At 63.4% G+C, this 23,606-nt stretch carries 21 protein-coding genes; 5 read left to right on the top strand and 16 right to left on the bottom strand.

Annotated features, from left to right (window positions below):
* Positions 1–68: 68 nt before the first annotated feature.
* Together eda and edd are read right to left on the bottom strand one after the other, a co-directional pair.
* Positions 69–701: a bifunctional 4-hydroxy-2-oxoglutarate aldolase/2-dehydro-3-deoxy-phosphogluconate aldolase gene (gene eda / locus AWB75_RS02655; RefSeq protein WP_061122535.1), complete on the bottom strand. Its 633-nt coding sequence runs from the start codon at positions 699–701 to the stop codon at positions 69–71.
* Positions 702–789: 88 nt separating this feature from the next.
* Entirely contained in the window at positions 790–2,736 is a 1,947-nt protein-coding gene (gene edd / locus AWB75_RS02650; protein ID WP_061122534.1) for a phosphogluconate dehydratase, read from the bottom strand.
* Between the two features lie 256 nt (positions 2,737–2,992).
* On the opposite strand from edd, the gene AWB75_RS02645 reads away from it, so the two are divergent.
* On the top strand, positions 2,993–3,832 hold the full coding sequence (locus tag AWB75_RS02645) for a MurR/RpiR family transcriptional regulator (RefSeq protein ID WP_061122533.1): 840 nt from the start codon (positions 2,993–2,995) through the stop codon (positions 3,830–3,832).
* A gap of 83 nt (positions 3,833–3,915) precedes the next feature.
* Positions 3,916–5,790, top strand: a complete 1,875-nt coding sequence (locus AWB75_RS02640; RefSeq protein WP_061122532.1) for a hypothetical protein — start codon at positions 3,916–3,918, stop codon at positions 5,788–5,790.
* A 1-nt stretch (position 5,791) separates the two neighbouring features.
* Here AWB75_RS02640 and AWB75_RS02635 read toward each other — a convergent pair whose 3' ends face one another.
* The 9 genes from AWB75_RS02635 to AWB75_RS02595 form a co-directional block, all read right to left on the bottom strand.
* The gene (locus tag AWB75_RS02635) at positions 5,792–6,208 is read right to left on the bottom strand and encodes a CopD family protein (protein WP_061122531.1); all 417 of its coding nucleotides are present in this window, start codon (positions 6,206–6,208) and stop codon (positions 5,792–5,794) included.
* 22 nt (positions 6,209–6,230) lie between these two features.
* On the bottom strand, positions 6,231–7,502 hold the full coding sequence (locus AWB75_RS02630; protein ID WP_061122530.1) for a glutamate-5-semialdehyde dehydrogenase: 1,272 nt from the start codon (positions 7,500–7,502) through the stop codon (positions 6,231–6,233).
* A gap of 101 nt (positions 7,503–7,603) precedes the next feature.
* The gene (gene holA, locus AWB75_RS02625; RefSeq protein WP_061122529.1) at positions 7,604–8,680 is read right to left on the bottom strand and encodes a DNA polymerase III subunit delta; all 1,077 of its coding nucleotides are present in this window, start codon (positions 8,678–8,680) and stop codon (positions 7,604–7,606) included.
* Between the two features lie 20 nt (positions 8,681–8,700).
* Positions 8,701–9,252, bottom strand: coding sequence for an LPS-assembly lipoprotein LptE (locus AWB75_RS02620; RefSeq protein WP_061122737.1), 552 nt, complete (start codon positions 9,250–9,252; stop codon positions 8,701–8,703).
* Between the two features lie 41 nt (positions 9,253–9,293).
* Positions 9,294–11,888 (bottom strand): leucine--tRNA ligase, encoded by a 2,595-nt coding sequence (leuS, locus tag AWB75_RS02615; RefSeq protein ID WP_061122528.1) that lies wholly within the window; start codon positions 11,886–11,888, stop codon positions 9,294–9,296.
* Between the two features lie 304 nt (positions 11,889–12,192).
* The gene (locus tag AWB75_RS02610; RefSeq protein WP_061122527.1) at positions 12,193–12,627 is read right to left on the bottom strand and encodes an ExbD/TolR family protein; all 435 of its coding nucleotides are present in this window, start codon (positions 12,625–12,627) and stop codon (positions 12,193–12,195) included.
* A 12-nt stretch (positions 12,628–12,639) separates the two neighbouring features.
* Positions 12,640–13,305 (bottom strand): MotA/TolQ/ExbB proton channel family protein, encoded by a 666-nt coding sequence (locus tag AWB75_RS02605; protein WP_061122526.1) that lies wholly within the window; start codon positions 13,303–13,305, stop codon positions 12,640–12,642.
* A 10-nt stretch (positions 13,306–13,315) separates the two neighbouring features.
* Positions 13,316–14,113 (bottom strand): 4-hydroxy-tetrahydrodipicolinate reductase, encoded by a 798-nt coding sequence (gene dapB / locus AWB75_RS02600; RefSeq protein WP_061122525.1) that lies wholly within the window; start codon positions 14,111–14,113, stop codon positions 13,316–13,318.
* A gap of 123 nt (positions 14,114–14,236) precedes the next feature.
* The gene (locus AWB75_RS02595; RefSeq protein WP_061122524.1) at positions 14,237–15,022 is read right to left on the bottom strand and encodes an outer membrane protein assembly factor BamE; all 786 of its coding nucleotides are present in this window, start codon (positions 15,020–15,022) and stop codon (positions 14,237–14,239) included.
* Positions 15,023–15,193: 171 nt separating this feature from the next.
* Here AWB75_RS02595 and fur point away from each other — a divergent pair, with 171 nt between their 5' ends.
* Positions 15,194–15,622, top strand: coding sequence for a ferric iron uptake transcriptional regulator (fur, locus tag AWB75_RS02590; protein WP_061122523.1), 429 nt, complete (start codon positions 15,194–15,196; stop codon positions 15,620–15,622).
* A gap of 191 nt (positions 15,623–15,813) precedes the next feature.
* Here the strand turns inward: fur and AWB75_RS02585 are convergent, their stop codons facing one another.
* From AWB75_RS02585 to AWB75_RS02575, 3 genes are read right to left on the bottom strand one after another with little or no spacing between them, the layout of a single operon-like run.
* Positions 15,814–16,323 carry an ureidoglycolate lyase gene (locus AWB75_RS02585; protein WP_061122736.1) on the bottom strand — a complete coding sequence of 170 codons (510 nt, stop codon included), beginning with the start codon at positions 16,321–16,323 and terminating at the stop codon, positions 15,814–15,816.
* Positions 16,324–16,331: 8 nt separating this feature from the next.
* Positions 16,332–17,342: an allantoicase gene (alc, locus tag AWB75_RS02580; protein ID WP_061122522.1), complete on the bottom strand. Its 1,011-nt coding sequence runs from the start codon at positions 17,340–17,342 to the stop codon at positions 16,332–16,334.
* A gap of 30 nt (positions 17,343–17,372) precedes the next feature.
* Positions 17,373–18,692, bottom strand: coding sequence for a C4-dicarboxylate transporter DctA (locus tag AWB75_RS02575; protein WP_061122521.1), 1,320 nt, complete (start codon positions 18,690–18,692; stop codon positions 17,373–17,375).
* Between the two features lie 228 nt (positions 18,693–18,920).
* On the opposite strand from AWB75_RS02575, the gene AWB75_RS02570 reads away from it, so the two are divergent.
* Together AWB75_RS02570 and AWB75_RS02565 are read left to right on the top strand one after the other, a co-directional pair.
* Positions 18,921–19,613, top strand: coding sequence for a FadR/GntR family transcriptional regulator (locus AWB75_RS02570; protein WP_061122520.1), 693 nt, complete (start codon positions 18,921–18,923; stop codon positions 19,611–19,613).
* A gap of 111 nt (positions 19,614–19,724) precedes the next feature.
* Positions 19,725–20,114, top strand: a complete 390-nt coding sequence (locus AWB75_RS02565; RefSeq protein WP_061122519.1) for a hypothetical protein — start codon at positions 19,725–19,727, stop codon at positions 20,112–20,114.
* Positions 20,115–20,186: 72 nt separating this feature from the next.
* Here the strand turns inward: AWB75_RS02565 and gap are convergent, their stop codons facing one another.
* Both gap and tkt read right to left on the bottom strand, forming a co-directional pair.
* A complete protein-coding gene (gap, locus tag AWB75_RS02560; protein WP_061122518.1) occupies positions 20,187–21,197 on the bottom strand; it encodes a type I glyceraldehyde-3-phosphate dehydrogenase in 1,011 nt (336 codons plus the stop codon).
* A 47-nt stretch (positions 21,198–21,244) separates the two neighbouring features.
* A complete protein-coding gene (gene tkt / locus AWB75_RS02555) occupies positions 21,245–23,299 on the bottom strand; it encodes a transketolase (RefSeq protein ID WP_061122517.1) in 2,055 nt (684 codons plus the stop codon).
* Positions 23,300–23,606: the final 307 nt, after the last annotated feature.

The raw sequence follows: 23,606 nt of genomic DNA, 5'->3' as shown, positions 1-23,606 counted from the left end.
ACCAAGAGAAAAAAGGCGCGTCCGACCGCTCACGCAGTCGAACGCGCCTTCGAGACAGCGATGTTTGCTTACTTGTGCGGCGCCAGCTCGCTCGCGGCGCGCGCGAGGCGCGTAACCTCTTCCCAGTTCTGTGCAGCAAGCGCGGCCTTCGGCGTGAGCCACGAGCCGCCGACGCAGACGACGTTCGGCTGCGCCAGAAAGCTCGACGCGGTCTCCGCCGTGATTCCGCCCGTCGGACAGAATTTCAGATTTGGGAATGGTCCGTAGAACGCCTGCAGCATCGGAATGCCGCCCGCCTGCTGCGCCGGGAAGAACTTGACGATCTCGTAACCCAGTTCCAATGCCGCGATGATGTCGCTCGGCGTCATCACGCCCGGCAGCAACGGCAGACCGGCATCCTGAGCGGCCTTGTGCATGTCCTTGGTCAGCCCCGGCGACACACCGAACTGCGCGCCAGCCTTCTTCGCCTGCGCGCAATGCTCGGGCTTCGTGATGGTGCCCACGCCGACGACGATGTCGTCGGCCAGTTCACTTGCGCGCTCGATCGCGCCGATGCCCGCCGGCGTGCGCAGCGTGATTTCCAGCACCTTCACGCCGCCCGCATGAAGCGCGCGCGATACGTGTTCGCCCTGCTCGACCGATTCGAACGCCAGCACCGGAATCACCGGTCCCAGACGCACGATTTCGCTTACCGTTTTCATTGATGCGACTCCTGGTTTTTGTGCGGCGCCATGTGGCCTGTCCGCGGGTTTCTCTCAGGTTCGAGCCGTTTGCCCGTCGTTGCGATCTTCAGTGCTGCGTGGCGTGGGCCTTGTTCAACGCCGATGCCGCGGCACGCGCGTTTTCGCGCAGCGGGTTCCTGTCCTGCGCGCCCGCCGTACTGTTCGCCCCGTCGCCAACCGTCGCGCCGATCAGCGGACCGAATACCGATGCGCCCTCTTCCGCCGGCAACGCCGCGCTGCGGAACACGCCAAACAGTTCGCGACCGAAACCGGCTTCATTGTCGGCCTGATGCAACGGCGCCTGGACCTCCCGCGCCGCCCATTCGTTCACGTCGATCTCGATGTCGAGCACGCCCGCGGGCGCGTCGATCACGAGCATGTCGCCGGTGCGGACCTTGCCGAGCGGCCCATGCAGCAGCGCCTCGGGCGATACGTGAATCACCGCCGGCACCTTGCCCGACGCGCCCGACATGCGTCCGTCGGTGACGAGCGCGACGTGGAAGCCGTGATCCTGCAACACGCCCAGCAACGGCGTCAAACGATGCAGCTCCGGCATGCCGTTCGCGCGCGCGCCCTGGAAACGCACGACGGCGACGAAATCACGCTTCAATTCACCCTTGTCGAACGCTTCCTGCACTTCTTCCTGCGAATTGAAAACGATGGCCGGCGCCTTCACCACGCGATGCTCGGGAGCCACCGCCGAAATCTTGATGACGCCGCGCCCGAGCTTGCCCTGCATGAGACGCAGCCCGCCGTCCGGCTGAAACGGCTCGCCGATGGCCCGCAGCACCTTGGTGTCGTGGCTTTCCTGCGCGCCGTCGACCCACTGCAGTTTGCCGTCGATGAGCTTCGGCTCCCTGGTGTAATGCGACAGTCCACGGCCGGCCACCGTCTGCACGTCTTCGTGCAGCAAGCCGCCCTCGAGCAGATTGCGCACGAGAAATGCCACGCCGCCCGCCGCCTGGAAGTGATTCACGTCGGCCTTGCCGTTCGGGTAGATTTTCGCGAGCAGCGGCACGACCTGCGACAGCTCGTCGAAATCGTTCCAGTCGATCACGACGCCCGCCGCCCGCGCGATCGCCACGAGATGCAGCGTGTGATTGGTCGAGCCGCCCGTTGCGAGGAGCGCAACGATGCCGTTCACGATCGCTTTTTCATCGACGACATGACCGATCGGCGTGTAATTGCCGCGCTCGAGCGTCAGGTCGAGCACGCGGCGCGCCGCTTCGGCGGTGAGCGCATCGCGCAGCGGCGTGTGCGGATGCACGAACGCCGCGCTCGGCAAATGCAGGCCCATTACTTCCATCAGCATCTGATTGCTGTTGGCCGTGCCATAGAACGTGCAGGTGCCGTGGCCGTGATACGCCGCCGCTTCCGCTTCGAGCAGCACGCCGCGGTCGCATTTTCCCGTAGCGAATTCCTGGCGCACCTTGGCTTTTTCGTCATTGGTGAGACCGCTCGTCATGGGGCCGGCAGGCACGAAGATGGTCGGCAGATGGCCGAACTGCAGCGCGCCGATCGCGAGCCCCGGCACGATCTTGTCGCACACGCCGAGGCACAGCGCGGCATCGAACATGTTGTGCGTAAGCGCGACCGCCGTGCTCATCGCGATGACTTCACGCGAAAAGAGCGACAGTTCCATGCCGGCGTTGCCCTGCGTGATGCCGTCACACATCGCGGGCACGCCGCCCGCGAACTGCGCGATGCCGCCGTGCTCGCGCGCCGCCTGCTTGATGATGTCCGGGAAACTCTTGTAAGGGGCGTGCGCCGAAAGCATCTCGTTATAAGACGACACGATGCCGATGTTCGGTTCGCGCACCGCCTTGATCGCGAACTTCTCCTGCCCTTCGAGACCGGCGAAGCCATGCGCCAGGTTCGCGCAGGACAGCGCGCCGCGAGCGGGGAAAAGGCCGTGCGCGGCATCGATGCGCGCGAGATAGGCTGTGCGCGTCGGCTTGCTGCGCTCGATGATGCGATCGGTGACTTTTTTGAGTTGCGAATGCGGGGAAACCATCGAAGCTCCTTCGTCTCTCTCCCGGCGCGCGTGCCGTCGAGGTTGGGTTGATTATTGCAAGGATACTAGTAGAAAAACTACAGGCTGACAACGACGAAATCACTCATCATTCTTGAGCGGCCACATAGTTTGGCGGCTTACAGACACTGCACCTACGGGATTCCACCTAGGCCGCACCCAATATTTATGTAGTATTTGTACAGACGCGTTAGTCGGCTATAGTCGCAAGCAATTTTCAGCATAGGCGAGATTTCCGATGTTGCTGTCCCAAGTCGAAGCGATGCGCGAGCAACTGCGGCCGTCCGAGCGCAAGCTGGCGGACTACGTTCTCGAAGCGCCGCGCGAGGTGCTCGATCTCTCGATGACCGATTTCGCCGCGCGCGCCGGCGTCAGCCAGCCGACCATCGCACGGTTCTGCCAGGCGCTCGGCTTTTCGGGCTTTCGCGAATTCAAGATCCGTCTCGCTCAGGGCGTTGCAGGGGACGTTCCCACTGTTTATCGCGACGTGCGTACGGACGAACCGCCTGCGGGCGTCGCGGCCAAGGTGCTCGACCGGACCATCGGCGCGCTGATCGCCGTGCGCAACAGCCTGTCCTCCGACAGCGTCGCCGCGGCGATCGTGATACTCGCCGACGCGCGGCGCATCGAGTTTTATGGCGCCGGCGGCTCGGGCATCGCGGCGCTCGACATGCAGCACAAATTTTTCAGATTGGGCGTGCCGTCTGTCGCATACTCCGACCCGCATACGTACACCACCTCGGCCGCGCTGCTCGGAGCGGGCGATGTCGTCGTCGCGATTTCCAATACCGGGCGCACCAGGGACATTCTCGACGCGTGCAGATCGGCGCTGAATGGGGGCGCCAAGGTCATTGCGATCACGCACGGCAACTCGCCGCTCGCGCGCATGGCGACGGTCGGATTATTCGCAAATGTCGATGAAGACACCGACATTTTTTCGCCGATGACATCGCGTATTTCGCATCTCGCAATTGGCGACATTCTGGCCGTCGGGCTTGCGCTCGCACGCGGGCCGGCGCTGGCGGAGAAGCTCGCCGAGGCCAAGGACGTACTGGAAGGACGGCGGGTGGGGATGTAGGCGGCGGGGTCTGCTGCGCGTCGAATGAACGGCCGGCAATCGTCTATGCTAATCACAACGCTATTCGGTCTGTAGAACCACACATGAGCAATTCCTTTTCCGTCGAACGCTTCGAATCCTACGTGTACGGCGGCCAATTCGACGAGGCCGTTGAACTGCTCGGCCAACTGAAGGTTTTCCTTCGCGGCCTCTCGGGCGTGGATCCACGGGAGCTCATGGACACCTCTGGCATATGGCCGCCCCCGAAGCAGAGTTGGCTTCAAGAGCGTTTCGCCAGCCGCATGGCGGCGGCCATCGTATCGCTTCTTGGCAACACGGACTTCCCGCTTACGCCCGCGCGATTCGCCCGCTTATCGGGCTGCCGCGCGCTCATTCAGGATTTTTTCGGCGCGGCTCCTCTGAACAACGCGGATCACGCCGCACGCCGGTTTCTACCTCGCCTGGCGGACGATGGCACCGTCCAAACGCCATTTCCGGATGCGATCAAAAGGCTCAACCTTCTATGCAATTCAGAATCGCACCTGCCGGTCGACTATTCCACCTGCATGCGCGCGGACCGCGCAGCGACGCTCAATCTCGCCATTGCAATAGCTGGCGACATGTTTCCCGGCAGCGCCGATGCCCACAGGCAGCGTGAGGCGCTTCTCGATTGGCTCGGCACCTCCCTCGCTCAAGTGGAGGACCTGTCCGAGATCGAACTCGATCCACTATTGGGTCTTTACATGCATTGCACCTACGCCGAAATCGATCACCGGCATGCAATCAAACGAAGCATCAACCGGCTCGTGCGCACAACGCTCGCCAAGAGCGGCCTGGCCAATCTGGACATGAACTGCGGCGTCATGCGTCGCGCCAAGCGAGCGCGCCCTCTCATGCTCGTTGTGCTGGATGCGTTCACGGACGGTCATTCGATCATGCGCACCCATTCCCGTAATTTGCTCGCCGCGCGCGCACACTTCGACATCGTGGCAATGTGCGAACCGTCCAGCATTGGAGACAGCGGACGGGAGGTGTTTTCCCGGGTAATCGAGCGTCGAGCCGATTCGCCCTTCCAGCAGTGGCTGGAAACGATCCGGGATTTCGCACAAACGGAATGCCCGGATGTTCTTTACATGCCGAGCGTAGGCATGTCCTTCCTGACCCTCGCTATCTCCAACATGCGCCTCGCGCCGCTGCAGATCGCCGGATTGGGCCATCCCGCAACCACACATTCCGACTGCATCGACTATGTCAGCGTGGAGGACGATTACGTTGGCGATCCGGCATGCTTTAGCGAGGCGCTCTTGCGGCTTCCCAAGGATGGCCAGCCGTATCGCCCCTCGCATAAGCTGGAAACGATAAAGCCGCGGCAGAAGAAGGTGTCGGCGCAGGTGGACATCGCGATTGCTTCCAGTGTGATGAAGCTTTCACCGAGTTTTCTGGCGGCATGCAGAGAAATTTCCGAGCGCAGCAAAGTGCCGGTCGTCTTCCATTTCCTGACCAGTGGCGGAAATTTCGTCACACTGCTGCACTTGTCCCGAGCTGTGAGGCACATCAGTCGCCCCAACCATATAAAGATCGTTGGATACCAGCCTTATATGGATTACATGCAGTATCTAAACGACATGGACATGTTTTTGAGCCCGTTCCCCTTCGGCAACACGAACGGCATCGTGGATGCATTCACGGTCGGGCTGCCCGGCGTCTGCAAGACAGGGCGGGAAGTGTTCGAGCGCATCGACGGCGCGATGTTCATGCGCTCCTACATGCCCGGCTGGCTGGTCACGGATACGGCGGAGGAATACGTCGAGGCGGCGGTCAGGCTCGCGAACAATCACGAAGAGCGGGAATCGCTGCGTCGGTACATGCTCGAAAAGAACGTCGTTCAACGCTTCTTCGAAGGTCGCCCGGAAGTCTTCGGCGAAATGGTGCTCGATCTGGTCAATGAACAGAAAGCGGCTCAGGCTGCGCAAGCCTGATTCAGAACGGCTTGATCACCACGAGCAATGTCGCGCCGAGCAACCCGAGCACCGGCAGCTCATTGAACATCCGATACCACTTGTCCGAGCGCCTGTTTTCGCCACGCTGAAACGTGTGCAGCAAGCGCCCGCAATAGGCGTGATAGACGATGAGCAGCGCAACGATCGCCAGTTTCGCATGCAGCCAGCCCTGCCCCGCGCCGATGCCCACGACGAGCCACAGCCACAGCCCGCACGCGAGCGCAGGCACGGCGATGAACGTCATGAATCGAAAGAGCTTCTTCGCCATGAGCAGCAGGCGCGCGGTGGCGGCGGGGTCCGTCTCCATCGCGAGATTCACGAAAATGCGCGGCAGATAGAACAGCCCCGCGAACCACGAAGCCACCAGCACGATATGCAGCGATTTGATCCAGAGCATCGTTCTTCTTGTTCGATCCGCTTTATTGACGCACTTCGCCGCGGCCGAGCACCACGTACTTGAGCGAGGTCAGTCCTTCCAGCCCGACCGGGCCACGCGCATGCAGCTTGTCGTTCGAGATGCCGATTTCCGCACCCAGGCCGAACTCGAAACCATCAGCGAAGCGCGTCGACGCGTTGACCATCACGCTCGCGGAATCCACTTCGCGCAGGAAGCGCATCGCGCGGTCGTGGTCTTCGGTGACGACCGCGTCGGTGTGATGCGAGCCGTAGGTGTTGATATGGTCGATAGCTTCATCGAGTCCTTCGACAATCTTGATCGACAAGACCGGCGCCAGATATTCCGTGCTCCAGTCTTCTTCAGTCGCATCCACGAGCGAGCTGATCCGCGCCGCCTCGAGCACGGCCCGCGCCTCGGCATCCACGCGCAGTTCCACGTCCTTTGCCTGATAGGCGCGCGCGAGCGTCGGCAACGCTGCTTTCGCGATGGCCCGCGCGACGAGAAGCGTTTCCATCGTGTTGCAGGTGCCGTAACGATGCGTCTTAGCGTTGTCGCAAATGGCGGCGGCCTTGTCGAGATCCGCACGATCGTCGACGTAGACGTGACAAATGCCGTCGAGGTGCTTGATCATCGGCACCCGCGATTCCTCCATCAACCGCGCGATCAGGCTCTTGCCGCCGCGCGGCACGATCACGTCGACGAACTCCGTCATCGTGATGAGCCTGCCGACGGCCGCGCGATCCGCCGTCTCGACGACCTGCACCGCATCCTGCGGCAGTCCCGCAGTTTCGAGGCCGACGCCGATCAGCTTCGCGAGCGCCGTGTTGCATTCGAGCGCCTCGGAGCCGCCGCGCAGAATCGTCGCGTTGCCGGACTTGAGGCACAGCGCGGCGGCGTCGATGGTCACGTTCGGCCGCGATTCGTAGATGATGCCGATCACACCGAGCGGTACGCGCATCTGCCCGACCTGGATGCCGCTCGGACGGAACTTGAGCCCGCTGATTTCGCCGATCGGATCGGCCAGCGCGGCGACCTGCCGCAGGCCTTCGATCATCGTATCGAGCGCTTTGTCGGAGAGCGTCAGGCGGTCGATGAACGCGGCGTCGTGGCCCTTCTCGCGGGCGCGGGCGAGGTCTCGCGCGTTCGCCTGCTTGAGCGCCTCGCGTTCGCGCTCGATGGCGTCCGCCACCGCGAGCAGCGCCGCATTCTTCGCCGCTGTCGACGCCCGTGCCATCGCGCGCGACGCCGTGCGTGCGCGGCGGCCGAGGTCGGTCATGTATTGATCGATGTTCATCGTCAGTCTCTTTCGTGTGCCGAGGCTCCCGAGATTCTCGAGCGCGCAAAGAATGATTCTAAGCCGTTGCACGAATTGCAACAGCCTGTGACAGAAGCGTCCTAGGGACGCGGTCGCGGCGCCGGCTTGCCACTGCCTGCAACGGCCATCGCCAGCTCGAACATGCCGGCCCACGGATCCGGAGGCGGCTCGCTGCCGCGCTTGCCCGTGCTGCCGGACAAGCCTTTGACTTGCCGATCCAGCCGCGCCGCGAGCGACAGCGCCTTTTCGAGCGCTTCATCGGTCACGCGCGAGAGCGCCGGGCCGATGAGCCGCTCGCGCGGCCCCCACACGCGGTTCTCGCGCATCAAAGTAGCGAGCGGCTTGCCCGCCGCGACGCCACGCTTGATGCGCAGCAGCGTGCGTACTTCCTCGACGAGTGCCCACAGCACGAGCACCGCGGCCTCGCCCTCGCCTTTCAGGCCATCGAGCATGCGCGCGAGCCGGCCGACATCGCCGGTCAGCATCGCCTCGTTGAGCTTGAACACGTCATAGCGCGCGACGTTCAGCACAGCGTCGTGGATTTGCTCGAAGGTAAGCACGCCCTCGGGGTACAACAGCCCGAGTTTCTGAATTTCCTGATGCGCGGCGAGCAGATTGCCTTCCACCCGTTCCGCGATGAACAAGAGCGCGCGCCGCCCTTCCTCGCCGGGCGCGACGCGCTGACCTTGCTGCGCGAGGCGCTGGCCGACCCACATCGGCAATTGCGCGCGCTCGATCGGATCGATCTTCAGTGCGACGCCCGCGCCAATCAGCGCCGTGAACCAGCCGGACTTCTGCGTTGCGCTATCGAGGCGCGGCAACGTGACGAGCGTCACGACGTCGGGGTTATCGGTGGCGGCGAGCGTTTTCAAGGTTTCGCCGCCCTCCTTGCCCGGCTTGCCCGTCGGAATGCGCAACTCGATCAGTTGACGGTCGCCGAACAGCGACATGGACTGAGTCGCGCCCATGAGCGCGCTCCAGTCGAACGAACGATCGACGGTGAACACCGCGCGATCCGTGAAGCCAGCGGCACGCGCGGCGCCGCGGATGCGGTCGCACGCCTCCTGCACGAGCAGATGCTCGTCGCCATAGACGACATACAGTCCTTTCAGGCCTTTCGCGAGGTGCGCTTCGAGCGCGTCGAGCTTCAGTTGCATGATCCGGTGTGCGCGGCCGATCAGAGTGGCGGCACCGGCAGCGGCGCGCGCGGCGAGACAGCCGGCGTCTGCTCGCCCGGCGCCGGATGCAGCGAGCGCACCGTTGCGAGCCGGCGCGTCAACTGGTCGACGGCGTCGTTGCGCATGTCGTTATAGAGCAGCGTCGATTCCTGCGCCTTGGCGAGCGTGTATTGATCGCTATAAGTCATCGAGCGATTCAGCGCGATGACGCTCGGCGGAATCAGCATCGTGCCGTCGGCGCCGAGCAGCGAATAGTTCAGACTGAAGACGAGTTCGTATTCCTGAATCGCGCCCTGCGCATTCAGGCTGAGCGTGCGAAATGCCGAGCCTTCCGACAGATTGAGCGTCGCTTCGGGCTTCTCGAACGGCTTGACGATCACCGTGTCGCTTCCGCCCTGAACCATGCGCTCGATGCGCGCGACCATCTGCGGCGTGCCGCCCGTGATCGCGAGCCGCTTGAACGCGTAGTCCTGCTGGCCGCGCAACTGAAAGCCGCACGCGGATAGCGCCGCCGCTCCACCCAACAACGCCAGAAACGAGCGCCTGCTCATGCCGGCTTCACGATTCACGTCGACTCCCTTGGCTGTGAGCATCAGACGACCACGTTCACGAGACGTCCCGGCACCACGACCACCTTCTTAGGCGCACGGCCTTCCGAGAACTTTTCGAACATTTCGTGCGCGACCGCGGCCTTTTCGATGGCCTCGCGCGACGCATCCTTCGCAACCGTCAGCGCGCCGCGCACCTTGCCGTTGACCTGCAATACGAGCTCGATCTCCGACTGTTCGAGGGCGGCTTCGTCGACCTTCGGCCAGGGCGCGTCGAGCAGCGGGCCAAATTCCTTCTCGTAGCCCAGTTCGGACCACAACTGGAACGTGACGTGCGGCACGACCGGATACAGCACGCGCAACAGCACACCGAAGGTTTCGTTCAGCAGGCCTTCGCCCGGATTCTTCGCGCCTTCGAGCGCGTTGAGCATCTTCATCGCGGCGGAAACGACCGTGTTGTACTGCAGGCGGCCGTAGTCGAAATCGGCTTGCTTCAGCACGGTGTAGATCTCGCGACGCAGCGCTTTACCGGCGTCGTCGAGCTTCGAGGCGTCGAGCTTCGCGTGATGGCGCAGCGCGTCGGCGTTGGCGTGCGCGAAGTGCCACACGCGGCGCAGGAAGCGGCTCGCGCCCTCGACGCCCGCGCCCGACCATTCGAGCGATTGCTCCGGCGGCGCCGCGAACATCACGAAGAGACGCGCGGTATCGGCGCCGTGCTGATCGATCAGCGTCTGCGGATCGACACCGTTGTTCTTCGACTTCGACATCTTCTCGACGCCGCCCAGCACGACCGGCTGACCGTCCGCGTTGAGCGTGGCGCCGGTCGGACGGCCCTTTTCGTCGTGCGCGACAGTGACTTCGAGCGGGTTGTACCAGGTCTTCTTGCCGCTCGCGTCCTCGCGATAGAACGTTTCGTTCAGCACCATGCCCTGCGTGAGCAGGTTCTTCGCGGGCTCGCCGAACTTGATGAGGCCCATGTCACGCATGACCTTGGTCCAGAAGCGCGAGTACAACAGGTGCAGAATCGCGTGCTCGATGCCGCCGATGTACTGGTCCATCGGCATCCAGTAATCGGTGCGCTCGTCGACCATCGTCTTCGCATCCGGAGCGCTGTAGCGCGAGAAGTACCAGGACGAATCGACGAAAGTGTCCATCGTGTCGGTCTCGCGCTTCGCTGCCGCGCCGCACTTCGGGCACGTGCAGTTCAGGAACGCAGCGGACTTCGCGAGAGGATTGCCGGTGCCGTCCGGCACGAGGTCTTCCGGCAGCACGACGGGCAGATCCTTTTCCGGCACCGGCACGTCGCCGCAACCCGGGCAGTGGATGATGGGGATCGGCGTGCCCCAGTAGCGCTGGCGCGAAATGCCCCAGTCGCGCAGACGCCAGGTGACCTGCTTGTCGCCGAGGCCTTTCGCTTTCAGGTCGGCGGCGATCGCGTCGATGGCCTGCTCGGTCGTCATGCCGTCGTACTTGCCGCTGTTGACGAGCCTGCCCGCGGTCTTGTCCGCGTACCACTCTTCCCAGGCGTCCGTCGAGTACGTCTTGCCTTCGACGTCGATCACCTGATTGATCGGCAAGCCGTATTTCTTCGCGAACGCGAAATCGCGCTCGTCGTGGGCCGGCACGCCCATGACCGCGCCTTCGCCATAGGACATCAGCACGTAATTGCCGATCCACACTTCGACTTGCGCGCCCGTGAGCGGATGCGTGACATAAAAACCGGTCGGCACGCCCTTCTTTTCCATCGTGGCGACATCGGCTTCCGCGACGCCGCCGCGCTTGCATTCGTCGATGAACGCCTGAAGATCCGCGTTGTCCCGCGCGAGGCGCGTGGCGAGCGGATGCTCCGCCGCGACCGCCGCGAACGTGACGCCCATGATCGTGTCGGCGCGCGTGGTGAAGACGCGCAGGAGCTTCGCTTCGCCGTCGATTTCATACGGGAAGCCGAAGTTCACGCCGAAGCTCTTGCCGATCCAGTTCTGCTGCATGATCTTGACGCGCTCGGGCCAGCCGAGGCCTTCGAGATCGTCGAGAAGCTGATCCGCGTAATCGGTGATGCGCAGGTAGTACATCGGGATCTCGCGCTTTTCGACAAGCGCGCCCGAGCGCCAGCCGCGCCCGTCGATGACCTGTTCATTCGCGAGCACGGTCTGATCGACCGGGTCCCAGTTCACCGTGCCCGTTTTCTTGTACGCGATGCCCTTTTCCAGCATCTTCAGGAACAGCCACTGGTTCCATTTGTAGTAGTCCGGCGAGCACGTGGCGACTTCGCGCGACCAGTCGATGGCGAGGCCCATCGACTGCATCTGCTTCTTCATGTACGCGATGTTTTCGTACGTCCACTTTGCCGGCGGCACGTTGTTCGCCATCGCCGCGTTTTCGGCGGGCATGCCGAACGCGTCCCAGCCCATCGGCATCAGCGTGTTGTGACCGTTCATGCGCAGATAACGGTACATCACGTCGTTGATGGTGTAGTTGCGCACGTGACCCATGTGCAGCTTGCCCGAAGGATACGGCAGCATCGAGACGCAATAGAACTTGGGCTTGGCCGAGTGCTCGGTCGTCCGGTAGACGTCATTCGCGCGCCAGTTGCTCTGCGCGGCGGATTCGACGTCGGCGGGTACGTATTTATCGTGCATGGTTTGGTTTGGCTTTCGGCAAATGCTGGGAACGGACCTCGGGACTGGCCGCTTTCGTCTCAATGGACTTCGGGCGGCGAGTCCGTGCGCGGGGGCATTGCTGACACGGCGCAGCGTCGGAATTCGGGCCTGCTGGCTCTTGCCGGGCCCGCCGAACGGGGAAATGGCGATTATACCGTCCCACTTAACCCCGCAGTCGCGCGATGCGCCCCGGCCGATGCACGATCCGAGCTCGTATGGGCAAGTTTGAACACAGGGAGCGCGAACGGGTATTCAGCCGTTCGGCATAGGCCGAATCCCGGATTCAGCGCGCCGGCTGCGCGCCCGCGACCGGCTGCGTGACGAAGCCGATGCGTTCCAGCCCTGCCTGCTGCGCCGCGCCCATCACTTGCGCGATGACTTCGTAGCGAGTCGCGCTCGACGCCCGCAGATGCAGTTCCGGCTTCTGCTCCGCTTTGCCCGCCCCGGCGAAACGTGCGCGCATCTGATCGAAATTGACGGGCGCATCGTTCCAGAAAAGCTTGCCGGCATCGTCGATGGACAGCGTAATGGTCTGCGGCGTCTCGCGCGCGGGCTGCGACGCGACCTTCGGCAGATCGAGCGGGATCGCGTGCGTGAACAGCGGCGCGGTGATGATGAAGATGACGAGCAGAACGAGCATGACGTCGATGAGCGGCGTCATGTTGATCTCGGCCATCGGTGAGCCGTTGGATTTTTTATCGAGTCCGCCAAAGGCCATTGCCGCGCGCTCCTACTCGGCGTCGCCGCACATGAACGCGTGCAGATCGTGCGCGAAGCCGTCGAGCTCCTCGGAAATCTGCCGCACGTAGCGGCCGAGCACGTTGTACGCGAGCACGGCCGGAATCGCGACAACGAGTCCGAACGCCGTCATGATGAGCGCCTCGCCGACCGGCCCGGCTACGTTTTCGATCATCGCCTGTCCGCTCGATGCGATGCTGCCGAGCGCGTGATAAATGCCCCACACAGTGCCGAGCAAGCCGACGAACGGCGCGGTGCTGCCCACCGATGCGAGCAAGACCTGTCCGAATTCCAGCCTGCGTTGCGAACGGAGCAACGCGTGACGCAGCGCGCGCAGCACGCGCTCGCTGCGCTCGACACGCGCGAGCATCGCGCCTGGCATATCGGCTTCGGACGCGCGCCAGGCGGCTTCGGCGAGCGGCAGAAACACACGCTCGCGATCCGCGCGCTGCAATGCGCCGATGCCTTCTTTCAGGCTCGCAGCCTGCCAGAAACGCTGCAAGGCGCGCGGCCCTTGCCATTTCGCGCGCGCGAGAATCCATGTCTTGACGAGCAGGAAGCACCAGCTCGCGAGCGACATCGCGAGAAGCAGGCCGGCGACCGCGTGCGTGACGGCGTCGCCGGATTGCAGGTAATGGATGACGCCAGTCGCTGCCATTGTTACGGAATCAGCGCAGGCCGAGCACGTCCTGCATGTCGAAGAAGCCCGCGTCGCGCTCTTGCAGGAAATGCGCGGCGCGCAGCGCGCCCTGCGCGTACGACAGACGGCTCGCCGACTTGTGCGTGATCTCGACACGCTCGCCGATGCCCGCGAAAAGCACCGTGTGATCGCCGACGATATCGCCGCCGCGAATCGCGGAGAAGCCGATCGTCGACGGATCGCGCTCACCCGTCACGCCTTCGCGCGCGTACACCGCGCAGTCCTTCAGATCGCGGCCGAGCGCCTTCGCGATCACTTCGCCCATTGCGAGCGCGGTGCCCGACGGCGCATCGACCTTGTGCCGGTGATGCGCCTCGATGACCTCGATGTCGTAACCCTGCGAGAAATGCTTCGCGGCGAATTCGAGCAGCTTCAGTGTGACGTTCACGCCGACGCTCATGTTCGGCGCGAACACCACGCCGATCTTCTCGCCCGCCTTCCGCAGTTGCGCCTTCTGCTCGTCGGAGAAACCCGTCGTGCCGATGATCATCTTCACGTCGTGGCGCAGCGCCGCTTCGAGATGCGCGATCGTGCCTTCGGGGCGCGTGAAGTCGATCAGATAGTCGGCATCGGCGAACACGCGCTCGACGTCGTCGGTCAGCAGAACGCCCGTGGTCTTGCCGAGGAACGCGCCCGCGTCCTGCCCGAGTTGCGGCACGCCGGGCCGGTCGAGCGCGCCGACGAGCTGCGCGTCCGGATCATTCAGAACGGTTTCGATCAGCATCCGGCCCATGCGGCCCGATGCGCCGGCGATGGCGATCTTCATGGCTGTCTCTCGATGAGTCTCTCGATGCGTCGCGCGACGAACGCGCGGCGAATGATGCGGCTTTGCCAGACCGGTCCGAAGCGCGCCGCCAGGGACGCGCTTCGCGGCCGGAAAGCTGCGTGCTTATTGCGGCATGCTGAACTGCGTCTGGCCGCTCGCATTGGCCGGCGTCGGCGACGTGCCCGCCGGACCCACCGCGCTGCTGTCCGGGATGTTGATTGTCTGCGGTTTGCGCTGCAATTGAATCTGCGAATTGCTGCCGGAACTGTTGTTCGAGCCAGGCGCGCCGCCCGACGTTGTCGGCGCGCTGCTGAACGCGGACGAACGCTGACGGCCGGCGGGCATGTCCACTTGCGCCGTCGCGCGATTGGCTGCCTGCGCGGCTTCCTGATTGGCGTCGCCTGCGAAGGCTGCGGCCGTGTTCGGGTGCGTGGACGGCTCGCCGACCGGCGCAGTGACCGCCACCGCCGCCGACGCAGCGGGCGCCGGGGCGGGAACGGGCTTCGCGACCTTGACGCCCTTGTCGCCGTCGATCTCCGCGAGCAGTTCCAGGTTCGACGGAAGATTCTCGCCGCCCGACCAGCTCACGACGCGGTCGCTCGCGAAGTTCACGACGAAGTCACGCTGCTGCACGATGGATGTCGAGCCGCGTTTGAAATAGAACACGTAGTCCCAGCGATCCGCGTGGAACATGTCGGTCAGCAGCGGCGTGCCGAGCAATTGCTTCACCTGGTCGCGCGACATGCCGACCTGCATCTGATTGGCCGCTTCCTGCGAAACGAAGTTGCCTTGCACGACCGTGATTCGATACGGTGTGATGCTTTGCGCGATCTTCTGCGTGACGCTGTCGTACGCCGAACAGCCAGCGAGCAATGCGGCCAAAGTTGCTGCGATCACGGTACCCCGCATGCGACGGCTCTCCCTGCAATTCAATAAATTTGAAAACATTTGACCCTTCACGCGAGACGATCCAAGGCCGCGCTCTTTCGTCCGATTCGCCTTGACTCCGTACGGGATGTCGGGAATCGGAAAAACGCATTACTATGAGAACCTTGAATTGTACTCTAGGGATGCCTAGCCATGACCAATCCCGCCGATCTCAAAAATATCGGGCTCAAGGCGACCCTGCCCCGCCTCAAGATTCTCGAAATTTTTCAGCATAGTCCGGTGCGCCATCTGACTGCCGAAGACGTGTATCGAAACCTGCTCAACGAAGAGCTGGATATCGGTCTCGCAACGGTGTATCGCGTGCTCACGCAGTTCGAGCAGGCCGGCCTGCTGTCGCGAAGCAATTTCGAATCGGGCAAGGCCGTGTTCGAACTCAACGAGGGTTCGCACCACGATCACCTCGTGTGCATCGACTGCGGCCGTGTCGAAGAGTTCTTCGACGCTGAGATCGAACGCCGTCAGCAATCGATCGCGAAGGAACGCGGCTTCAAGCTCCACGAGCATGCGCTTGCGCTGTATGGCACCTGCACGAAGGAAAATTGCCCGCACCGCAAGCACTGAGCGTTGCGCACGCGGCCTCAGCCGCGGTCATGAAAGAACCGCCGTCCATCTCTCGATGGACGGCGGTTTCGTTTCGCCGGTACGCTTGCGATTTGCGACTGCGACTGCGACTGCGACTGCGACTGCGACTGCGACTGCGACTGCGACTGCGACTGCGACTGCGACCGACTCGCAGTCGCATTTCGATACAGCTATGCCGCAACCACCGACGGCGCGCTCAGCGTGTAGCGCTCGGGCAAGTCGATCTCGTCGCAATTCGGCAGATCGCCGCCGCGATCGACGACAATGAAATCGCCCGGCGCGTCGAGCACGATGAGCGGGTGATGCCACACGCCGCGCGCATAGTTCACACCTTGCCAGCCGCGCGCGTAGAAAGCTCGCATGCCGGCCGCATCGAACTCGCCCGCAGGCGCGACGACCACGAGATAGCGCACGTCGCCCAGCGGCACGAATGCCTGGCTGCCGAGCGGATGCCGCTCCATCATCGAGATCACGACCGGCTGCGCGCGCGGCTGTCCGCGAAACACGTTGATGAGCGGTCGCCCGCCGCTCTCGACGCCGACATCCACGTTCGCGAGATCGTGAAAGCGTTCTGTCGTGCCCGCGTTGATCGGAAAATGGCGCGCACCCTCGAGTTCGATGACATCGCCGAACGGGGCGAAGGCCTCGCGCGTGAGCGGTTCGAGCGTGAGCGATTTCATTCGCGTGTTCATTCGATCTCCCCGAAGATGCGCAACCGCGATACGCCGCCATCCGGATAGATGTTGAAGCGCACGTGCGTCACGGGGCCGAGCGCGGCGATCTCCTTCTCGAAGCGATGCACGTTGTCCATCGAGAGCTTCTGTTCGTCGAGCAGGACGGGCCAGAACATCGCCTGCGTGACGAGCGATTCGTCCGTGCCGCCCTCGACGCGCGCCGCTTGCAGCGAGCAGCGGTCGGGATAGTTGCCCTTGAAGTGCGCGGTGTCGACTTCGATCGCGCGAATCACGCCGGGATTGGCCAGCGCGACGATCGCCCAGTCGTTGCCCGGCTCGCGGCGCCGACGCGTTTCCCAGCCGTCGCCCATGTTCACGCCGCGTCCGGGCATCAGCATTTGCGATGCAGGGCCGAAGTGCTGATTGTTCGCCGCGACGAGATACGCGCCGTTTTCGATCGCCGCGAGATCGAGCAGCGTGCCGCGTTCGAGGCGCGAGAAATCCGTCTTCGGCTGACCGTAGACGCGCAGCCGCGCGATGCCGCCATCCGGATAGATGTTCACGCGCAGATGCGTGTAGGCGCGCGTATCGCTGATGTCGAGATAGTGGTGATGATTGCCCTGCAAGGTCGTCGACGGCACGATTTCGCGCCAGTCGCCATCGTCCTGCGGATTGGCGCTCTCGCTGTAGCACGCGTCGATGGACGCCGCCGGCGGAAAGTTGCCGGTGAAGTGACTCGTGTCGATGTCGATGCCGTGAATCACGCCCGCGCGCGCCAGCTTGACGATGCAGAAATCGTAGCCGGTCGTGCGCTTGCGGCGCGTCTCCCAGCCATCCATCCACTTGCCGTGCTCGTCGTACTTGCCGGGAATGAACACCGCGGGCTGCGGCTCGAGCATGCGGTCTTTCGGCGCGAAGAATTCATCGGTGGCGAAAAGCGCCTGCGCGCCGAGCCGCGGGTCCGCGAGGTTCATGTAGCGGCGTGCGAAAGCGGGAGCGTCTGCGTCGAGGATCGGGTTGGCCATTTTGCGTGTCTCTCGGTGATTGATGGGTTATCAGATTGCGTGCGCGTGCTCGTGGCCCTGCGCGGGCTCCGGCGCGGCGGGCACGAAGCGGTAATCGGCGTCCTGGTCGAGCACGCGCTCGGCGCGCGCCCGGTCGATGTCGTTCTCCCAGACGGCGACGACCACCGTCGCCACGCAGTTGCCGATCAGATTGGTCACGGCCCGCGCGATGCCGACGAACCAGTCGACCGGCAGGATCAGCACGAGGCCGAGCACGGGAATCGCGGGAATGGCCGAGAGCGTCGCGGCGAGAATGACGATCGCCGAGCCGGGAATGCCGTGCGCGCCCTTCGACGTCACGAGCGAGACGAGCACGACGACGATCAGGTCATGCATCGACAAAGGCGTGTTGGTCGCCTGCGCGATGAAGATCACGGCGAGCGTGAGATAGATCGAGAAGCCGTCGAGATTGAACGAGTAGCCAGTCGGAATCACGAGACCGACGGTCGAATCCTTCACGCCCATCCATTCGAGCTTGCGCATGATCTGCGGCAGCACGGCGTCCGACGAAGCCGTGCCGAGCACGATCGACAGCTCCTCGCGCAGATAGCGCACGAGCTTGAAGATCGAGAAGCCTGCGAGCCGCATCACGACCGCGAGCACGACGAACACGAACAGGAAACAGCTCGCGTAGAACACGATCACGAGCAGACCCAGTTGCTTGAGCGACGCCACGCCGTACTGCCCCGTCGTGAACGCGATCGCGCCGAGCACGCCGAGCGGCGCGAGCTTGATGATGAACGCCATGATGCGGAAGAACACGTTCGACAGCTCTTCGATGAAGACCGTGACGCGCTGCGCCTTCTCGCCGACCATCGAAAGCGCCGCGCCGAACAGGATCGCGAACACGAGCACCTGGAGGATGTCGCCTTTCGCGAAGGCATCGATCGCGGTGTCGGGGATGATCTTCAGCAGGAAGCCGGCGGTGTCCTTCAGGCTCTTCGCGTGCTCCGTGTATGTGCTGAGCGACGCGGCATTGAGCGTATGCAGATCGATGTTCATCCCGACGCCCGGGCGCGTGACCCACGCGAGAATCGCGCCGATGACGAGCGCGAGCGTGGTCATGATCTCGAAGTAGATCACGGCTTTCAGCCCGACGCGCCCGACCTTCTTGAGATCGCCCGCGCTCGCCATGCCGCTCACGACGACGCAGAACACGATCGGTCCGATCACCATCTTGATGAGCTTCAGGAAACCATCGCCCAATGGCCGCAACGACTGGCCGAAATGCGGAAACAACGCGCCCACCACCACGCCGATGACCAGCGCGATCATCACCCTGCCGAACAGCGAATTTAGAAATCTCAACACGACCGTCTCCTCGTGTAATGTCTCAGGATCAGAGCAACTGTTCCGACTGGTCGGACCAGTGCTGTGATGGGGAATATTAGAAAGCCGATATAGCGTCGTCAAGGAACTGTTGGTAGCGGTTTACCCTGTTTCGAGCCGGCATGGAAATGCACGTGGAACGGCCGTTCACACGGGCGCGCGGGACGCGCATACAATGGCGGTCAGACCGGCCAATACAGCTTTCTTCCTATGAAAAACGTCCCTCACACCGTGACCGACGCCGCGATCGCGACCATTCGCGAGCGCATCGAATCCAGCGTATATCCGGTCGGAAGCTTGCTCCCGGCGCAGCGGCAACTATCGGAGGAACTGGCGATCAGCCGGGCGTCGCTGCGCGAGGCGCTCTCCACGCTCGAAGCGCTCGGCATGCTCCATATCCGGCCGGGCAAAGGCGTGTATGTCAACAGCGCGCAGGCGAGCAACGCGCATCCGTGGCGTTTCGCGGATCAGGCGTCGTTGCCGGACACGTATCAGATGCGTTTCGCGCTGGAGGGATTCGTCGCGCGGCTCGCGGCGCATTCGATCGGCGATTCGGATATCGACTGGCTCGACGACAATCTCGATTCGCTGCACGGCGCGTTGACGGAATCCGCGCTCGAGGAAGCTGCGCAACTGGACTTCGCGTTCCACATGCGCATCGTGAGCCTTGCAGGAAATGCGGCGATCGAATCGATTCTGCGCGGCAGCGCCGACATCATGAAGGAAAGCCAGCGTCTGCCGTTCTATCGGCGTGAACTGGTGTTGTCGACGTATCACGAGCACGCAGTGATCATCGAGGCATTGAAGGCGCGCGACGGCGAGAAGGCCGGACGCGCGATCGAAGGCCACATCGTGAATGCGGCGCAGCGCGCGGGCGTGCATTTTCCCGTACCGAACAAATAAATCCCGGCACTTCCCGAAGCATCCCCGGTCTCAGAAAGGGCCGCGCGTGATGGAAATTTCTATCCGCTTGCGCTGCCCTGCAATGACCAAACATCAAGAGGAGCAGCGTCGATGGACATGCAACAACTCGTTTCAGAATTTCTATCGTCGGAACACGGCGCGCAAGCCACGCAAGCGCTGACCAACCAGGGCTTCAGCCAGGAAGACAGCCAGCAGATGCTCGGCGCCGGGGCGGAAACAGCGCACGCCCACGCGGAGGAACAAAACGCGGGCTTGCTCGGAAACCATCCCGGCAAGAGCTTCTTCGCCGCGTTCGCAGCCGGGCTCGTACGCGGCGATGGTTTCCTGAAATCAATGGAAGAAGGTGGCGAAGGTATTCTCACCGGTCGCGTCGCCGAATCCATCGCCGCGCGCATGGGACTCGATCCGGCCACGGCATCGACGGTCGCGGCGGCGGCAACGCCTTACGTCGTGGCGTTTCTGCGGGAGAAGCTCGCGTAACGCTTCGTGTAACGCTGGAAAAAACAAAGCCGCTCGAAAGAGCGGCTTTGTTCGTTGCGGCCAGTGCGAGACTTACTTCGCGTTCGCCAGAGCCACCGCCGTATCCAGCATGCGGTTCGAGAAGCCCCACTCGTTGTCGTACCAGCTCGACACCTTCACGAGACGGCCCGAGACCTTCGTGAGCGTCGAATCGAACGTCGACGAAGCCGGGTTGTGGTTGTAGTCGATCGACACCAGCGGCGCGTCGTTGTAGCCGAGCACGCCCTTCAGTTCGCCTTCCGACGCTTCCTTCATAATCTTGTTGATCTCTTCGACCGTCGTGTCGCGCGCGGCGATGAACGACAGATCGACCACCGACACGTTGATCGTCGGGACGCGGATCGCGTAGCCATCCAGCTTGCCGTTCAGTTCCGGCAGCACCAGGCCGACCGCCGATGCAGCGCCCGTCTTCGTCGGGATCTGGCTGTGCGTGGCCGAGCGCGCGCGGCGCAGGTCTTCGTGATACACGTCCGTCAGAACCTGGTCGTTCGTGTAGGCGTGGATCGTGGTCATCAGACCGTTCACGAGACCGATCTTGTCGTTCAGCGGCTTGACGAGCGGCGCCAGGCAGTTCGTCGTGCACGATGCGTTCGAGATGACCGTGTCCGACGCCTTCAGCACATTGTGGTTCACGCCGTACACGACGGTCGCATCGACGTCCTTGCCGCCCGGCGCCGAGATGATGACCTTCTTCGCACCGCCCTTGATGTGCGCACTCGCCTTTTCCTTCGTCGTGAAGAAGCCCGTGCACTCCAGCACCACGTCGACTTTCAGCTCGCCCCACGGCAGTTCGGCCGGGTTGCGGTTCGCCAGCACGCGAATCTTGTCGCCGTTGACGACGAGGTAGTCGCCGTCCACCGACACCTGGCCGGGGAACTTGCCGTGCGCGGTGTCGTACTGCGTGAGGTGCGCGTTGGTCTTGGCGTCGCCGAGGTCGTTGATGGCGACGATTTCGATGTCATGCTTCTTGCCGTTCTCGTAGAAGGCGCGCAGCGTGTTGCGGCCGATCCGGCCGTAGCCGTTGATTGCAACGCGAATCGTCATGGTCTATCTCCTGATGGCTAAAAAAACCTGCTTCCCGGTCCGCGATTTTACGACGCGGACAGGACGGACTTGGCCGTCGCGACAACATGCTCCACCGTGAAGCCGAAATGCTTGAACAGCGCGCCCGCCGGGGCCGACTCGCCGAACGTGTCGATGCCGACCACGCCGCCTTCCAACCCCACGTACTTGCGCCAGAAATCGGTCACGCCCGCCTCGATCGCCACGCGCGCCACGCCCTTCGGCAGCACGCGCTCACGGTATTCGGCGTCCTGTTTGTCGAAGACATTCGTGCAGGGCATCGACACGACGCGTGCGCCGATGCCTTCCTTCGCGAGCGCATCGACAGCTTCCATCGCGAGCTGCACTTCCGAGCCGGTCGCGATAAGGATGATCTTGCGCGCGGGGATATCGTCGTTCCAGTCGCGCAGCACGTAGCCGCCCTTCGCGACGTTGGCGATCTGCACGTCGTTGCGCGCGCAGAACTGCAGGTTCTGGCGGCTGAAGATCAGCGTCGACGGACCGTTGTGCGCGATCGCATGCGTCCACGCGACTGCCGTTTCGACGGTGTCCGCCGGACGCCACGTCTGCAGATTCGGAATCAGGCGCAGGCTCGACACGTGTTCGATCGACTGGTGCGTCGGGCCGTCTTCACCGAGGCCGATGGAATCGTGCGTGAACACGAAGATCGAGCGCGACTTCATCAGCGCGGCGACGCGCAGCGCGTTGCGGCTGTAGTCCGAGAACGTCAGGAACGTGCCGCCGAACGGGCGATAGCCGCCATGCAGCGCAATGCCGTTGATGGCCGCGCTCATCCCGAACTCGCGCACGCCGTAGTTGATGTGATTGCCCCACTGGATGCCCGCGTGCTCCGGGTTCGCGTTCTCCGCGTCGCCCGCCGCGCGAACGGCCTTCGATGCCTTCCAGTTGGTGAGGTTCGAGCCGGTCAGATCCGCCGATCCGCCGAGCAGTTCCGGCAGCGCGGCCGCGAGAGCCTCGATGGTCTGCTGCGATGCCTTGCGCGTCGCCACGGTCTCGGCGCGCTGGTTCGCGTCCTCGATGATCTTCGCGGCGGCTTGCGCCCAGTCCGCGGGCAGCTCGCCGCTCATGCGGCGCGAAAATTCGGCGGCTTGCGTCGCGTACTTCGCGCGATACGCGTCGAACGCCTTGTTCCATTCGGTTTCGACGTGCTTGCCTTGTTCCTTCGCGTCCCACGCCGCATAGACTTCCTGCGGAATCTCGAAAGGACCGTAGTTCCAGCCGATGGCCGCGCGCGTCGCCGCGATTTCCTTGTCGCCGAGCGGCGCGCCATGCGCGTCGTGGCCGCCCGCCTTCGTCGGCGCGCCCTTGCCGATGACCGTGCGGCAGCAGATGAGCGTCGGCTTGTCGGACTTCTTCGCGGCGGCGATCGCTGCGTCGACCGCTTCGACGCTATGGCCGTCCACCGCGCGGATCACGTTCCAGCCGTACGCTTCGAAGCGCTTCGGCGTGTCGTCGTGGAACCAGTGCTCGACGTGGCCGTCGATTGAAATGCCGTTGTCGTCGTACAGCGCGATCAGCTTGTTCAGCTTGAGCGTGCCCGCCAGCGAGCAGGCTTCGTGAGAGATGCCTTCCATCAGACAGCCGTCGCCAAGGAACACGTACGTGTGGTGATCGACGATCTTCGCGTCGGCCTTGTTGAATTCGGCGGCGAGCAGCGCTTCGGCGAGCGCCATGCCGACCGCATTGCCGACGCCCTGGCCGAGCGGGCCGGTCGTCGTCTCGACGCCCGGCGTCATGCCCACTTCCGGATGGCCCGGCGTCTTCGAATGCAGTTGACGGAAATTCTTCAGTTCGCTCAACGGCAGGTCATAGCCGGTGAGATGCAGGAGCGAATACAGCAACATCGAACCATGACCGTTCGACAAAACGAAACGGTCGCGATCGAACCAGTGCGGGTTCGTCGGGTTGTGCTTCAGATGGCGCGACCACAGCGCGACGCCGATTTCGGCCATGCCCATCGGCATGCCGGGGTGACCGGAATTGGCTTGTTGAACGGCGTCCATGGCGAGCGCGCGGATTGCGTTGGCCATGAGGGCGGTCTGGCTGGAGGTCGGGATCGTCATGTCGTATCGAGTGCTTCGGGCTGGAGCTGAAATGATCCGTGGTGAATCTGAGCGTCGTAACTCACTGTCGTAAGCAAGGCGCCGGACCCGCGGCACACAACGTTTTCAGGACCGGAACGACGAGAAACGACGAGGATCGGGAGGCCGTCATTCTAGCAGACCGGTCCGATTGACACGCGCAGGAAAGCCGCCACTCAGCCGCTCCGGGAACGTTCGGCGCGGGCATGTTCCGTGCATGTGCAAGCCGGCAAAACGTTACCTTACACGACCCTGCGCGCCGCCGACGGACGTTGATTCGGCGAAATCC

This window comes from Caballeronia catudaia (assembly GCF_001544755.2).
In the GTDB taxonomy this organism is placed as follows: domain Bacteria; phylum Pseudomonadota; class Gammaproteobacteria; order Burkholderiales; family Burkholderiaceae; genus Caballeronia; species Caballeronia catudaia.
This window is presented reverse-complemented; position numbering and strand designations above follow the sequence as displayed.

What these genes read in the sequence shown, in the direction of transcription:
- eda (WP_061122535.1), bottom strand. Translation starts at nt 701, where the DNA reads ATGAAAACGGTAAGCGAAATCGTGCGTCTGGGACCGGTGATTCCGGTG.
- edd (WP_061122534.1), bottom strand. Translation starts at nt 2,736, where the DNA reads ATGGTTTCCCCGCATTCGCAACTCAAAAAAGTCACCGATCGCATCATC.
- AWB75_RS02645 (WP_061122533.1), top strand. Translation starts at nt 2,993, where the DNA reads ATGTTGCTGTCCCAAGTCGAAGCGATGCGCGAGCAACTGCGGCCGTCC.
- AWB75_RS02640 (WP_061122532.1), top strand. Translation starts at nt 3,916, where the DNA reads ATGAGCAATTCCTTTTCCGTCGAACGCTTCGAATCCTACGTGTACGGC.
- AWB75_RS02635 (WP_061122531.1), bottom strand. Translation starts at nt 6,208, where the DNA reads ATGCTCTGGATCAAATCGCTGCATATCGTGCTGGTGGCTTCGTGGTTC.
- AWB75_RS02630 (WP_061122530.1), bottom strand. Translation starts at nt 7,502, where the DNA reads ATGAACATCGATCAATACATGACCGACCTCGGCCGCCGCGCACGCACG.
- holA (WP_061122529.1), bottom strand. Translation starts at nt 8,680, where the DNA reads ATGCAACTGAAGCTCGACGCGCTCGAAGCGCACCTCGCGAAAGGCCTG.
- AWB75_RS02620 (WP_061122737.1), bottom strand. Translation starts at nt 9,252, where the DNA reads ATGAGCAGGCGCTCGTTTCTGGCGTTGTTGGGTGGAGCGGCGGCGCTA.
- leuS (WP_061122528.1), bottom strand. Translation starts at nt 11,888, where the DNA reads ATGCACGATAAATACGTACCCGCCGACGTCGAATCCGCCGCGCAGAGC.
- AWB75_RS02610 (WP_061122527.1), bottom strand. Translation starts at nt 12,627, where the DNA reads ATGGCCTTTGGCGGACTCGATAAAAAATCCAACGGCTCACCGATGGCC.
- AWB75_RS02605 (WP_061122526.1), bottom strand. Translation starts at nt 13,305, where the DNA reads ATGGCAGCGACTGGCGTCATCCATTACCTGCAATCCGGCGACGCCGTC.
- dapB (WP_061122525.1), bottom strand. Translation starts at nt 14,113, where the DNA reads ATGAAGATCGCCATCGCCGGCGCATCGGGCCGCATGGGCCGGATGCTG.
- AWB75_RS02595 (WP_061122524.1), bottom strand. Translation starts at nt 15,022, where the DNA reads ATGCGGGGTACCGTGATCGCAGCAACTTTGGCCGCATTGCTCGCTGGC.
- fur (WP_061122523.1), top strand. Translation starts at nt 15,194, where the DNA reads ATGACCAATCCCGCCGATCTCAAAAATATCGGGCTCAAGGCGACCCTG.
- AWB75_RS02585 (WP_061122736.1), bottom strand. Translation starts at nt 16,323, where the DNA reads ATGAAATCGCTCACGCTCGAACCGCTCACGCGCGAGGCCTTCGCCCCG.
- alc (WP_061122522.1), bottom strand. Translation starts at nt 17,342, where the DNA reads ATGGCCAACCCGATCCTCGACGCAGACGCTCCCGCTTTCGCACGCCGC.
- AWB75_RS02570 (WP_061122520.1), top strand. Translation starts at nt 18,921, where the DNA reads ATGAAAAACGTCCCTCACACCGTGACCGACGCCGCGATCGCGACCATT.
- AWB75_RS02565 (WP_061122519.1), top strand. Translation starts at nt 19,725, where the DNA reads ATGGACATGCAACAACTCGTTTCAGAATTTCTATCGTCGGAACACGGC.
- gap (WP_061122518.1), bottom strand. Translation starts at nt 21,197, where the DNA reads ATGACGATTCGCGTTGCAATCAACGGCTACGGCCGGATCGGCCGCAAC.
- tkt (WP_061122517.1), bottom strand. Translation starts at nt 23,299, where the DNA reads ATGACGATCCCGACCTCCAGCCAGACCGCCCTCATGGCCAACGCAATC.